At 37.8% G+C, this 13813-nt stretch carries 12 protein-coding genes and 1 other annotated feature (1 of these 13 running past the window's edge); of the genes, 7 read left to right on the top strand and 5 right to left on the bottom strand.

All coding sequences use genetic code 11. From position 1 onward, the window contains the following. The first annotated feature begins 56 nt into the window (after positions 1 to 56). From N784_RS02100 to ytxJ, 3 genes are all read left to right on the top strand, one after another. Positions 57 to 479: a DUF948 domain-containing protein gene (locus N784_RS02100; protein ID WP_036831543.1), complete on the top strand. Its 423-nt coding sequence runs from the start codon at positions 57 to 59 to the stop codon at positions 477 to 479. Between the two features lie 12 nt (positions 480 to 491). Further along, complete coding sequence (locus N784_RS02095; protein WP_036831541.1) at positions 492 to 947, top strand: YtxH domain-containing protein; 456 nt, start codon at positions 492 to 494, stop codon at positions 945 to 947. 85 nt (positions 948 to 1032) lie between these two features. Then, positions 1033 to 1365 (top strand): bacillithiol system redox-active protein YtxJ, encoded by a 333-nt coding sequence (ytxJ, locus tag N784_RS02090; protein ID WP_232305955.1) that lies wholly within the window; start codon positions 1033 to 1035, stop codon positions 1363 to 1365. Between the two features lie 36 nt (positions 1366 to 1401). Here the strand turns inward: ytxJ and pilM are convergent, their stop codons facing one another. After that, positions 1402 to 3558 carry a cell division protein FtsA gene (pilM, locus tag N784_RS02085; protein ID WP_036831539.1) on the bottom strand — a complete coding sequence of 719 codons (2157 nt, stop codon included), beginning with the start codon at positions 3556 to 3558 and terminating at the stop codon, positions 1402 to 1404. 179 nt (positions 3559 to 3737) lie between these two features. On the opposite strand from pilM, the gene N784_RS02080 reads away from it, so the two are divergent. The 4 genes from N784_RS02080 to motS all read left to right on the top strand — a co-directional run bounded on the left by N784_RS02080 (position 3738) and on the right by motS (position 7701). Further along, on the top strand, positions 3738 to 4793 hold the full coding sequence (locus N784_RS02080; RefSeq protein WP_036831537.1) for a bifunctional 3-deoxy-7-phosphoheptulonate synthase/chorismate mutase: 1056 nt from the start codon (positions 3738 to 3740) through the stop codon (positions 4791 to 4793). 251 nt (positions 4794 to 5044) lie between these two features. Continuing rightward, complete coding sequence (gene ccpA / locus N784_RS02075; protein WP_036831535.1) at positions 5045 to 6040, top strand: catabolite control protein A; 996 nt, start codon at positions 5045 to 5047, stop codon at positions 6038 to 6040. A gap of 67 nt (positions 6041 to 6107) precedes the next feature. Beyond that, the gene (motP, locus tag N784_RS02070; protein WP_036831532.1) at positions 6108 to 6932 is read left to right on the top strand and encodes a flagellar motor protein MotP; all 825 of its coding nucleotides are present in this window, start codon (positions 6108 to 6110) and stop codon (positions 6930 to 6932) included. Further along, positions 6922 to 7701: a flagellar motor protein MotS gene (gene motS / locus N784_RS02065; RefSeq protein ID WP_036831530.1), complete on the top strand. Its 780-nt coding sequence runs from the start codon at positions 6922 to 6924 to the stop codon at positions 7699 to 7701. The genes motP and motS overlap by 11 nt, the downstream gene beginning before the upstream one ends. A gap of 73 nt (positions 7702 to 7774) precedes the next feature. Here motS and N784_RS02060 read toward each other — a convergent pair whose 3' ends face one another. The 4 genes from N784_RS02060 to N784_RS02045 form a co-directional block, all read right to left on the bottom strand. Then, entirely contained in the window at positions 7775 to 8944 is a 1170-nt protein-coding gene (locus N784_RS02060) for an acetoin utilization protein AcuC (protein ID WP_036831735.1), read from the bottom strand. Continuing rightward, the gene (locus tag N784_RS02055; RefSeq protein WP_036831528.1) at positions 8944 to 9588 is read right to left on the bottom strand and encodes an acetoin utilization AcuB family protein; all 645 of its coding nucleotides are present in this window, start codon (positions 9586 to 9588) and stop codon (positions 8944 to 8946) included. Before N784_RS02055 ends, N784_RS02060 begins: the two co-directional genes overlap by 1 nt. After that, positions 9560 to 10243, bottom strand: a complete 684-nt coding sequence (locus tag N784_RS02050) for a GNAT family N-acetyltransferase (protein WP_052127083.1) — start codon at positions 10241 to 10243, stop codon at positions 9560 to 9562. The genes N784_RS02055 and N784_RS02050 overlap by 29 nt, the downstream gene beginning before the upstream one ends. A gap of 151 nt (positions 10244 to 10394) precedes the next feature. Further along, positions 10395 to 13631 carry a transglycosylase domain-containing protein gene (locus N784_RS02045; RefSeq protein ID WP_084600090.1) on the bottom strand — a complete coding sequence of 1079 codons (3237 nt, stop codon included), beginning with the start codon at positions 13629 to 13631 and terminating at the stop codon, positions 10395 to 10397. 125 nt (positions 13632 to 13756) lie between these two features. After that, positions 13757 to 13813 (top strand) — a binding site (T-box leader); it runs 156 nt beyond the window's last position.

The following is a 13813-nucleotide window of genomic DNA, read 5'->3' as shown; positions in this document are numbered from 1 at the left end:
TTAGAAACAGTTTCTATTAACGCTAATGATACATACAAAGGAGTGAATGACTAGAAGTGATTGTCTTACTATATCTTGCGGCTGTTGTATTTGCAATTTCCTTTTCCATTTTAGTCATTTATATTGTGAAAACGTTGAAAGCGACGCAACAAACAATGGCAAATATGAGTACTACGTTAACAAATTTAGAAACGCAAATAGAAGGTATTAACACAGAAACAACTTCTTTATTGCAGAAGACTAATGCGTTAACAGAAGATGTTCATACAAAAAGCGAGAAACTCAATTCTCTTGTAGATGGGTTAAAAGGAATTGGAGATACATTGAATGACTTTAACCAATCCATTCATGAAGTATCATCTAATTTGCATCAATCTGCTAAACAAGAAGATGAATATACTACACAAACGTTAAAGTGGGGGCAAGTTGCCATTGATTTATATAAAAAATGGCAACATACTAAATCTGCTTCTAAATAAGGAGGAATAATAATGAGTAATCAGCAGCAAAATAACGAGCAAAACAATCAAAGTGGGAACATTAACAGTAAGGATTTTCTTATTGGTTCTTTAATTGGTGGAATCGTAGGAGCTTCCGTTGCTTTATTGTTTGCACCTAAATCTGGAAAAGAAATGCGTGACGATTTAAATGAAGGTGCTACACAAGTGCGTGACCGCGCTATGGAATGGAAAGACATGGCATATGATAAAGGAAATGAGTTTAGTGAGAAAGCGAAACAAACGACAGCTGATTGGTCTAAAAATGTTTCAGATAAGTCTCAGCAATTAAGTGACAAAGTAAAAAGCACAGTAGATGGTATCAAGTATAAGCAAGAAGAGTGGGAAGAAGTTGCAGAGGATGTTGCAGAAGAGGTTGCAGAAGCTATTGAGGAAGCAGCAGAGGAATTACACCGACAGCAGGAAGTAGCGTCTAATACACAAGTATAATATAGATTGAATGAGCTGCTGGCATACACAATATGCCTGTAGCTTTTTTCAATGAGCCGAATTTTGAAAAACAGGAGGGAGTATGTTGGAAATACAAATAATAGATCAGAAGCAAGCCCTGCACCAAGCATTAGAGGATAGCACCTCTATTTTGCTTTTGAAGCATAGTTTAACATGTCCGATTAGTGCAGAAGCGAAACGTACATTTGAGTTGTACGCTAAAGAAACGGAAACGCAAATGTATGTGCTACCTATACAACAAGCGCGTGAACTTTCTACTTATATTGCAGAGCAGTTTCATATAAAGCATGAATCACCACAAGTGTTACTGTTTGAAAATGGCGACGTACGATGGAATGCCTCTCATTATTCTATTACAGTGCAATCTTTACGAGATGCAGAGCAACAAAAAAGCTAATCCTATTTTTATATAGGATTAGCTTTAATGTGTGTGTTATTGCATTAAGGCGTGATTAGTCGACCATCTTAGCTCTAATTTATCCCCAGGCGCTAATGATTCTAAAAAAGTGGCCTCTTTTCCGTTTTTAAACAGTTGATAACTTCGCCCTGAAGTGTTGTCTAAATGGACATCAACAAAACGAAAGATGTCTTGGAAAATAAATGGTTCCATTGGGAATTCCGTCATCGTTAGGTAGTCTCTATGATGTAATATGCTATTCTCTTCTAAAAGCACGCCATTTCTTCTTAACTCTGCTTTTGGCTTAGATAACGTAACCATTTCTCCATTAAAAGAAACAGGAATGCTGTAGGTTAATGTTTCTTGTAAGGTGTTTAGTAAGGAAGAAACGGTTAGAGCATGATGTGATGAGGTTTCAAGCACATCATTGTTACAGATAGGAGTTTCCATCTTTACAAGTATCCCATTTCGTTTCAATTCTATCAAAGAGTAGGGGAGCTCATACTGTTGTTCATTAACATACACGGTTACGGGTGTACATTGTTCGACAATTCTTTGTTCGTCAATAGCAGTAAAGAAGTCACCAATGGTAGAAAGGGTGTTCCATTGTATTTTATCGTTATCTTGTATAACATAATTTGGTTGAGCGATAGAGCCATTGACAGTAATTGTAGGCTTTACTTCATAAGACGTGTCATTCCAAATAACAGAAATTACCGGTAAATCACCGACAAGATCTTCGATTGTTACAGTTGGAGCGAGACCGTCTGTACCTCTTTCAACGGTGATTTGGTCCCCTTGTTTAATGGAATCCTGTAATGAGCATGGTTTATCGTTGCATAAAATGATCGGAGCATCTCCAAATTGACCTGGTAATGTCATCTCGCTTCCATTCATTTGAATGAAATATGCTGTACCTGGTCTTCCATATAGTTTGTTCATTTTAATTCCTGCGGCAAGTAAGCAATCTCCAACGGTTAATGATTTCATATCAAACAACCGAATAACACGTTCGTTTACTTGAACACTAATATAGTGAACAGGGCTTTGTTGAGATGCAATTGCAATGCCAATAGGCGTTACAAACTCTGGTCCAATTGGTACGTTATCAGATACTTGTAAAGCTGCAATAGCGTCAACTCCTCTGATGGCTACTCTATTTTCAGGTAAGGATAGTTTTGTAGCTAAGCTTTTCGTTAAGTTCGGTGTTAAACTACCACCACCAACGAGCATCACTGCTTTAGGAGCTCGAGCATTTAATCGTAATAATTCATCTCTAATAGCTGAACTTAGCTTTTCAATCGACTCCTCTATGGAAGTAATGGCTTCATCATAGCTTACCTCGGTTTCAAATCCTAATATGTCTGTTACAGTTATAGAATGTTCTTCTGTTAGTTGTCGTTTCGCCTTCTCTGCTAACGGAAAATCTAATAAATATTGGTCACTTAATGCTTCAGTAATTTCATCTCCAGCAATAGGAACCATTCCATAAGCTGTCACAGTACCATGCTCTGTAATAGCAATATCGCTCGTTCCTGCTCCAATATCGACAAGCGCGACGTTGAGACGTCTCATCGTAGGAGGAATAAGTACGTTGATGGCAGCTATTGGCTCGAGAGTGAGAGCTTCCATTTCAAGGCTTGCACGTTTTAATGCTGCAAGTAATGATTCTACAACGACTTTTGGAAGGAAGGTAGCTATAATTTCGACGGAAGCTGTATCCCCTCGTTGATCAATTAAAGAGACGATTTCCTCATGATCTAACGTAAAGTGTAAAACGGAGTAACCGACACAGTAATAATGAGTGCTATTTGTTTCTTGTTCTTCAGTAGCTAATTCATACTGAGCTTGTTGTACTGCACTTAACTCTAAATGGGTAACATCCTCTTCGTTTAGTAAAGGGTATTTCGTAATGTCATGTTGGACTTCGATTTTTTTTGTTTTCAAAGCACGACCAGCCGCAGCAACACATACTTTATGTAACGGACCATGATTACGTTCTAATTGCTCTTTAACGGATTGAATGATCTTAGCAACGGATACGACGTCATGAATCTGTCCATCAACCATGGAACGTTCGTTATGTTCTACACTACAGTAATCTATAACTTGATACTTTTCCGCTTTCTTTTCTAGTATGGTACCAACTACCGTTCTAGTTCCAATGTCTAAGGAGAAAATGCGTTCTTTCACATACCTCTTTCCTTTCTTCTAAAGGGTTATTTAATTTATTGGAGGATTCTATGGATTTATTAGCTTTTTTCTCAAATTATATGGATGACATTTAATTTGATGTTAGCTATAATTATTTCTAATTATTAAAAACGTATCATATTTTGATCGATTCATAAACAATATTGGAGGCGTGTGCATTGAGTAATGAAGAATTAGATTTGCTCAGAAATGATTTAGATCAAGTGAATTTGGAATTATTAGCATTAATTAACAAAAGGGCTAAGCTTGTTCAAGATATTGGTAGAGTGAAGCAACAACAAGGAATGAATCGCTTTGACCCTGTTCGTGAGCGGTCTATGTTGGACTCGATTATCCAAAATAATGACGGTCCTTTTGAAACGTCTACTGTTCAACATATTTTTAAGGAAATATTTAAAGCGAGTTTAGAATTACAAGAAGATGATCATCGTAAAGCGCTACTTGTGTCTCGTAAAAAGAAACCAGAAGATACTGTTGTTACTGTTAATGGGGAATCAATCGGTGACGGAAATCCTCACTTTATTGTAGGACCTTGTGCCGTAGAGAGTTATGATCAAGTCGCACAAGTAGCGAAAGCAGCAAAGGACGAAGGATTGAATTTGTTACGTGGTGGAGCTTTTAAGCCAAGAACGTCCCCGTATGATTTCCAAGGACTTGGATTAGAAGGATTAAAAATATTAAAGCGAGTTGCTGATGAATACAATTTAGCTGTTATTAGTGAAATTGTTAATCCAGCAGATATTCCGACAGCTGTAGATTACATCGATGTGATTCAAATAGGTGCACGAAATATGCAAAACTTTGAATTGTTGAAAGCTGCTGGTCAAGTTGATAAGCCTGTCTTGTTAAAGCGTGGTATGTCTGCAACGATTTCAGAATTTATTAATGCAGCAGAATACATTATTTCACAAGGTAATGAAAATATTATATTATGTGAACGAGGTATTCGCACCTATGAAAAAGCAACACGTAACACGTTAGATATTTCGGCTGTACCAATTCTAAAACAAGAAACGCACTTGCCGGTCATGGTCGATGTTACTCATTCTACAGGCCGTCGTGACTTATTACTTCCTGCTGCCAAAGCAGCGCTAGCTATCGGTGCAGATGGGGTTATGGCCGAAGTTCATCCAGACCCAGCAGTAGCGTTATCGGACTCTGCTCAGCAAATGGATATCGACATGTTCAAGCATTTTATTAACGAGTTAAAGTAGATTCTGTTTGCATAATTGAATAAAATAACATATATTAAGTAGTGAACCAATATTTAATGACATACGTGTATAACTATACGTCAACAATTCGTTGGCGTTTTTTCTGTTTTTGAAATGAAGTGGTAGAGAAGACGAGAATAAGGGAATGGAATGATAGGGTATTATTGCGGTTTCATGTGTAGTATCGTATCATTAAAAAACAGATATAATATAAAAACGTATAAAAAACATATTTTTCAGGAGGAAATGAAATGACTGTAACAATATATGATGTCGCTCGTGAGGCAAGTGTATCAATGGCAACGGTTTCCCGTGTTGTTAACGGAAATCCGAATGTAAAACCGACTACTAGAAAAAAAGTATTAGAAGCAATTGAACGACTAGGGTATCGTCCGAATGCGGTTGCTAGAGGTCTTGCTAGCAAAAAGACAACAACAGTTGGAGTAATTATCCCTGACATTTCAAGCATCTTTTTTGCCGAGTTGGCTCGTGGTATTGAAGATGTTGCAACAATGTACAACTATAATATCATCCTAAGTAATTCCGATCAAAATAAAGATAAAGAAATACATCTTATTAATGCAATGTTAGGAAAGCAAGTAGATGGGCTTGTATTTATGGGAGGGACTGTGACAGAGGAGCACGTTCAAGAGCTTAAGAAATCTCCTGTACCTGTAGTGTTAGCAGCTACGGTGGATGAAACGGAAGAGATTCCATCTGTGAATATTGACTATGAAAAAGCTGCTTATGAAGCTACAAAATCCTTATTAGATAATGGGAATAAGTACGTTGCATATGTATCTGGTCCAATTGAGACGAGCATTTCTGAACAAAAACGTACAGGATATTTGAAAGCTCTTCGTGATCATGGTGTCAAATCCGAGGAAAAGTATATCGTAAGTGGCGATTATACGTACGACAGCGGGATCGAAGCAATTGAACATTTCATGCAAATGGATGAAAAGCCGAATGGTATTTTCGTTGCGTCAGATGAAATGGCTCTAGGCGTTATCCATGGTGCTCAAGATAAAGGTTTACATGTTCCGAATGATGTGGAAGTATACGGCTTTGATAATACGAGACTAGCCACGATGGTACGCCCGACACTGTCTACAGTTGTGCAGCCAATGTATGATATTGGTGCTGTTTCGATGCGTTTGCTTACGAAATTCATGAACAAAGAAGAAGTAACAGAACAAAATGTGATCCTCCCACACCGAAATATTAAAAGAAACTCAACAAAGTAATGCACATGCCGATATAAGTAATAAAGAAATGTTTCTTTATTATGGTTGATCATTAGGGAGAGAGATGATGAAAAGAAGTGATTTATTAACCCCAATCGGCATACTTGTTGGTGTAGTAATGGTTATGTTTGGTATTTATTCAAATGGTGGCTTGAGTCAAGTGGTGTACTTTATTCAAGTATCATCAATAGTCATTGTAATAGGTGGACTATCTGCTGCCATTTTAATTAACTTTAACTTACAAGAAATTAAAGCGACAGGGAAAGTAGTGAAGGAAAGCTTCTCAAGAAACGATTATGATTTACCAGAATTAATTAATTTATTCGTTCGTTTATCAGAGCGTGCAAGACGAGAAGGGTTACTTTCCTTAGAAACAGAGTTGGAAGAAGTAGAAGATCCCTTTATCAGAAAAGGTATCTTTCTTGCTGTTGATGGAGTTGAATCAGAAGTCATTAACGACATTATGAATGCCGAAATTACAGCGATTGAAGAGCGACATAAACGGGGCCGTGCCATTATCGAGAAAGCAGCAGAATACGCTCCAGCGTGGGGGATGATTGGTACATTAATCGGTTTAGTGTTAATGCTCCAGGATTTAGATGATCCGGCATCATTAGGCCCAAATATGGCCGTTGCATTGCTCACCACACTATATGGTACGTTGTTAGCTAACTTAGTTTTTCAGCCGATGGCAGGGAAACTTGCAAATAAAACAGAACAGGAAGTATTTATTAAACAAGTCATTATTGAAGGTGTCATTGGCGTTCAATCAGGCCAAAATCCGAAAATATTAGAAGAAAAGTTAAGCGCATTTTTATCTGATCAAGAAAAGGAACAACAATCATCTGTAGAGGAAGATTCCTTTATGGAGGAAACTGCAAATGAAGCTTAATAAAAAACCTAATCGACAAGAGAAAGGTGCACCGAAATGGATGGTCACTTATTCCGATTTAATGACACTAATTCTTGTTTTTTTTATTCTGTTATTTTCCATGTCCCAAATTGATGCAGAAAAATTCAAAGCTGTAGCAGAATCATTCCAACAACGTGCTGTTTTTGACTTTTATCCATCGATTGTAGAGTTTGAGAACCCAGCTGAAGAAGCAGAAGGACAGCAAGATAGCAATCAACAAACGAATGATCTTGAAGAAATGCCAAGTGTAAGTGAGCAAGAAGAGCAAGAAGCTCAAAATAAAGAATCTATGGATCAATTAGTGCAAGAAGTGGATGAATTTCTTAAAGAAAATGATTTAGAGGATGTTATATCCGCGATTCAAACTGACCGTGGTGTAGTGTTAAGATTACAAGAACAAATTCTCTTTGAAACTGGTGAAGCAAATATTATTTCATCTGGTGAACCGTTTTTAAATAAAGTAGGAGAACTATTAACAAACATACCTAATCATGTGAAGGTAGAAGGTCATACGGATGAACGTTCTATTTCTACATATCGATATCCATCGAACTGGGAGTTGTCAACGGCAAGAGCTGGTAGTGTGATTCGCTATATTGTGAACAATCATGATGTAGATTCATCACGTTTTACTGCTACAGGCTATGCTGCAACTCGTCCAATAGCTCCAAATGACTCTGAAAAGAATTGGCAGAAAAATAGAAGAGTGGAGATTGTTATATTAGATCCTGAGTATGAGGAAAAATAGTCCATACCACCCCCGCTAATAATTGGAAGAAGAAGGTGTTTTCCTTGTGTAGGAAGTCCTTCTTCTTTTTTTATTATGAAGAGAAGCCCGATTTAATTCGAATAAATTGTAAGGCTTTATTTAAAGAGAGCTCATTCTTTTCAGTAATTTCCTCTTTACGTGGAATCTCTTCGTATAACGGATGGATATCTTGCCAAGATTCAGGTAAGGTAACGGGAGCCTTTCGTTGCCATTTATTTAACCATTCGAGAGGAAGAGAACCAGTAAGCGGAGCTCCGGTTGACATGATGTTCCAAATTTGTGCCCATGCTCGAGGAACAACACGCCATATGTCATATCCACCACCACCTAGTGCAATCCATTTGCCATCACAATATTGATGAGCTAATTCGTGAGCTAGTTGCGGGATGTATTCATATATATTCATCGTACTGCATAAATGAGTTAACGGATCATACACGTGGGCATCTGCACCGTTCTGTGACACAATTACATCTGGACGAAAGTACTCGATAATCTCTCTTAGGGAAGTTTCATAGACGTGTAGAAAGGATTCATCCTCCGTAAATGCATCAATAGGTATATTAAAGCTATAGCCATATCCTTGTTTAATGCCTCGTTCATTGACATTTCCCGTACCTGGAAAAAGATATCTACCTGTTTCGTGAATCGATAAAGTACATACATTTGGATCGTCATAGAAAGTCCACTGCACGCCATCGCCGTGGTGAGCATCTGTATCAATATATAGTACTTTAGCATTAAAGTGTTTGCGAATATATTGAATAGCAACAGCACCATCATTGTAAATGCAAAATCCTGAGGCCTTACGTTGGAAACCGTGATGTAACCCACCGCCAAGATTTAAAGCATGAGAAGCCATACCTTGCATAACAGCATCAACAGCAGTTAATGTACCGCCAACTAATAAAGAAGAAGCTTCATGCATATTATCAAACATCGGAGTATCCTCCGTACCTAAGCCAAATGGAAATCCTTCTTCTTCTGTTAATTGACCTTTACCTGCTTTTTTGACGGCTTCAATGTACTTCGAATCATGTACCAATTGAAGTTCTTCTTCCGTTGCTATTCTTGGTTCGATTAAGTGTTTATTGTGAAGCATATTACTTTCTTGAAGTAACTCATAGGCTAACTGTACGCGAAGCTGATTGAAGGGATGACTGTCATAGAAACAATAGGATGCAAAGTCTGAAGAATAGACAAATTTGGACGAACAATCTATTAAATGGTTCCCGGCATATTTGGCCATAGCACTTCATACCCTTCTGCTATTAAATCTTCAATTATTGGTGTCGGATTCATCGTTTGCAAACGGAATACGAGAATTTTGTATCGTTGATCGTTCTGATTCGGGTAAATTAATACAGAAGTAATATTGACTTTTCTTCTTCCGAGGACAGCAGTAACTTCAGGTAGAATGCCCGGTTTATTAATAACGTTTAGTTCGATTTGCGAGCTTTGTACATGAACACCAGTAAGTTGGATAAGCGTATGGAGCATATCTTTTTCCGTCACAATGCCTACAAGTTTGTTCGCTTTTGTTACAGGAAGACAAGCAATTTCTCGCTCGTAAAAAATGGATGCAATTTCTTCGACAAAATCTAGTGGATGGATGGTCATGACAGGGCTAGTCATAATGGACTGTATTTCATTTTTTAGTTCGTTCGTTTCGTTCTTTTCTTGAAATATAGAAGGGCTAGCGTCTCTTACATCTCGATCGGATACAATTCCGATGACTTGATTGTCTTCATTTACGATAGGAATGTGACGAATACGATGTTTATTTAGTAATTGTAAAGCGCTTTCAATTGTTTCGTGAGGTTGACATGTAATCACCTCAGTTTTCATAATTTGTTCGACTAGCATCTTTTCCTCCTCCTTTAGCTTTACGGTACTGCAGTCGTGTAAGGAAACGTAATTCTTCAAACCGATCAATAGATTGTTGAGTAACTCTGTTCCCAATACGGGCCATTAAACAATTAGCAGGGTGGGAGATAATTTCAGGATCATCTGTTGGAAAAGGTGTTAATCCACCAGATCCCATCATTTTCTCCATTACTTTGCGATAGTCCCAAATATTTAACCCAGTACCTGTTAAATCCCAGTGCCAATAATATTCAGTCGTAATAATAATAAAGTCTTCCATTGCATCATCTAGCATGGCAACTTTAATTAACCATGAACCAATTTGAAATCCTCGATAAGCAGGAATGACCTCGATTGCACCTAATTCAATTAAGTCTTTCATTTCAAACTTTGACCAACGTTCTAATGGATCTGGATATAGGAAAGTGACATAGCCGACTATTGTGTCTGTAGTACGTGCTATGATAATGCGTCCTTCTTCAAAATCAGCAATTTGCTTTATAGCCTCAAATTGTTTGTGTGCAGGTCTGAATGCTATGAGATGTTCATGGAATTCATAGGGTTGCAATTCCTCAGCTGATAAGGGTCCTTCTATTATGATTGTACCGTTGTCCGTACTTATTTCTTTACAATGATACTCCTTCACGTGTTTCATTGGACACCACCTATTAATCACCTATATTTGCTTCTCATTATACAGGAAAAGCAGAGATAATAATTATAAAAATCTGAATAATTTGTTACGACTCGAAACTTCCTCAGAAAAAAAGACGACCTTCATAAATAGAATGAAAGTCGTCGTCTGTTTATTCCTCCGTATCAGAGGAAGATTTGTCGCGCGTTTCTTGATTATCTTCTTTCGGTTGTTCCTCTATCTTTTGCTGTTCTTCTTTCTTTTGCTGTTCTTCTTTCTTTTGTTGCTCTTCTTTCTTTTGCTGTTCTTCTTTCTTTTGCTGTTCTTCTTTCTTTTGCTGTTCTTCTTTCTTTTGTTGCTCTTCTTTCTTTTGCTGTTCTTCTTTCTTTTGCTGTTCTTCTTTCTTTTGCTGTTCTTCTTTCTTTTGTTGCTCTTCTTTCTTTTGCTGTTCTTCTTTCTTTTGCTGTTCTTCTTTCTTTTGCTGTTCTTCTTTCTTTTGTTGCTCTTCTTTCTTTTGCTGTTCTTCTTTCTTTTGCTGTTCTTCTATCTTTTGCTGTTCTTCTTTCTTTTGTTGCTCTTCTTTCTTTTGCTGTTCTTCTTTCTTTTGTTGCTCTTCTTTCTTTTGTTGTTCTTCTTTCTTTTGTTGTTCTTCTTTCTTCTTCTCTGCTTCCGATTTTCCGACTTGAACTTGGTTGGATAAGGATGATTCTCGTCCATAATAATCAACTGATCTTACGGCGTAAACTCCATCACTTGTTTTTGTCTTTAGTGATGTTTCTTTAGTACTTCCAATTAAGGTGAGCTTCCCGTTTGGGGTTGCCGCTTTATATACTCGGTAACCAACCACATCTGGGCTACTTGATGCAGACCAACTTACTTGATTGTTCCCAGCTTTTACACCACTCGGTGCGGAAGGCTTCCCACCGTTGTCATGTACGGTCGTATTAGAAGGTGCGTTAAGGGTTGCCCACTGTCCATTGTCTGGGAATAAGTATGGAATATCACTTTTGCTGAATCCATTTTCTTCAAGCCATTCAGGGTTAATCGAGATACCACCTTCGTTTATAAATTCAGATGGTGTTGCATCTCCGGCTAAATAAGATTCTCCATTTACTTGTACGGAATTTGCTTTGATTAAGCTGTTATCTTTTTGCGTCGGTTGCATTCCGGCAGCATAGATATCACTTCTGACGAGTCCGAGCTTTGCGCATAAGGAGCTTGGTGCCATACCTGAAATAGCGCAATAAGAACTAGATACAATGCCTTCTGGCTGTGTAAACCCACTGTCTGGAATCATGAGCTCTGGATTGATGTCAGAAGCGGCATTTACTACTTCTGCCCAAAGTTTTACGTTTAAATTACTATACCCAATACTACAGCTAGGACAATAAAGCGAATCTGGTATATCATAGCCCATCCACATGCTCATCGTTACATTCGGGTTAGAAGCAACAAACCACGTGTCGTGATAATCGTTAGACGTTCCTGTTTTTCCAGCCCAGTCGACTCCTGGATAATTTAATTGGGTGTTGGCATAGGTTGCTGTTCCATAGTCAAACACATCACGCATCATATCGATAGTTAAATACGTTGTTTGCTCACTGAACACACGTGTTGGCTTGCTTTCGTTTTTATAAACAACATTGCCATCATTATCCTCAATCCGTTCAATGATATAAGCATCATTGAATTTTCCGCTATTACCTAACGTCGAAAAGGCATTCGTGTTTTCCTCAATTGTCACGTCTGCACCTAACGCTGTGGAATAAAATTCATTCGCTTCATCTGGTATCGTTGTCATGCCCATTTTCTTTAAATAGGAAATAGGATTTTGATGCATAATTTGTGAATATACCCGCACTGCTGGTATGTTATACGATTTGGCAAGTGCATAACGAACAGAAGTTAGGCCGTGGATTGTATTTCCATAGTTATTCGGTTGATATCCACCAGGAAACGTCGTTGGGATATCGGCAATGACAGACCCAGGCTGAATCACGCCTAACTCAATCGCTGGTGCATATACAGCAAGTGGTTTAATCGTACTACCACTAGAACGTATCGATTGCGTTGCATGATTCGTTTCTTCTTTATTAAAGTCGCGGCCACCAATAAAGCTAATGATTTTTCCGGTGCTATTTTCAATAAGCATGCCACCAACTTCTACTTGTTGTTCAATCGTTTTTTGTTCACCTGTTTTAGGATCGGTAACAACGGTAGTCGTATTCGGTCCATGAGTGAACTCGTTTTCCACTCTTTGCATTTCATCGTATATATTTTTATCGATCGTTGTATGAATCTTATACCCTTCATTGCGCAAGTTAAGCAATGCAAGCTCGTTATATTGAGCAGCTAATTCATCGTTCTTCTGTAAATCTTCCTCAGAATAGCCATCTTTCTTGGCTAATTGCAACACAATGATCTTCTTGGCACGTTTTTCTACTTCTGCTGTAAGGTAAGGATATTTCTGAACAGGCGTTTTTGTTGGTTCAGTGAAATCTTTCGTAATATCATATTTCTTCGCTTTTTCATATTCTTTCTTCGTAATCATTTCTGCTTCATACATGCGGTTTAGTACGGTTTGCATTCTGTTTAATACAGGTTCTAATCCTTCAGCAGATTTGACTGTTCCACCATTTTGAAAAGGGGTGTAGTAAAACGGACTTTGTGGTAAGCCAGCGAGAAAAGCGGCTTGGGCAAGGTTTACTTCTTTAGCACTGACACCAAAAATTCCTTGTGATGCTGTTTCAATACCAGCAATATTACGACCAGAAGCATTTCGCCCAAATGGTACAACATTTAAGTAGGCTTCTAAAATTTTATCCTTTTCCATATAACGCTCTAATCGTAATGCTAGTAACATTTCTTTTGCTTTTCGTTCAAACGACACTTCATTAGTTAGAATTTGGTTCTTGATTAACTGTTGTGTTAACGTACTACCACCCGTTTTAGTGCTGGAGTTGGTCACTTCTTGTAACATCGCACGAACAATTGCTTTAGGAACAATGCCTTTATGCGTTTCAAAGTATTCGTCTTCTGTTGCAATTACGGCATTGATTATATGAGGGGAAACGTTTTCTAAATCGATTTCCTCACGATATAAATCAGATTGCATATCTCCTAAATAAACGTCACCTGCGAAATAAAGTTCTGACGTTTGTTCATAGTTGTATATAGCATCTTTCATTTCTTCTGCAGAACGCACTGGCTCATCTTTGACTAGAGAAGCAAAGTAACCAGCTCCTAAACCACCAATCAAGAACGTTCCGATAACACCTACAACAAGAAAAAATAAAATAATATTCCAAATCACATCATAAGTTATACGAAACCCTTTTTGAATCATGCCAGATTTCCACCATGTTATGATAGATGATTGATTAGGCTCCTTATGTTGGTTCTTGCTCATATTGTGCCCTCCCCTAAATTATACAACGCATATTATACCATAAAGATAGAATGCTAGACATGAATCTTACCAATTGTTTGTTGCATAATAATTTTGAATGTGTTATAAATTAGTAACAATCATATATTCAAATGTTGAAAGGTATGCAGTAGTAATTTGTTCCCTGTTCGAGCAGAGAACTG

This window comes from Pontibacillus litoralis JSM 072002, assembly GCF_000775615.1.
In the GTDB taxonomy this organism is placed as follows: domain Bacteria; phylum Bacillota; class Bacilli; order Bacillales; family BH030062; genus Pontibacillus; species Pontibacillus litoralis.
The sequence above is the reverse complement of the archived record's forward strand: the minus strand, read 5'-3'. Positions and strand labels throughout refer to the sequence as shown.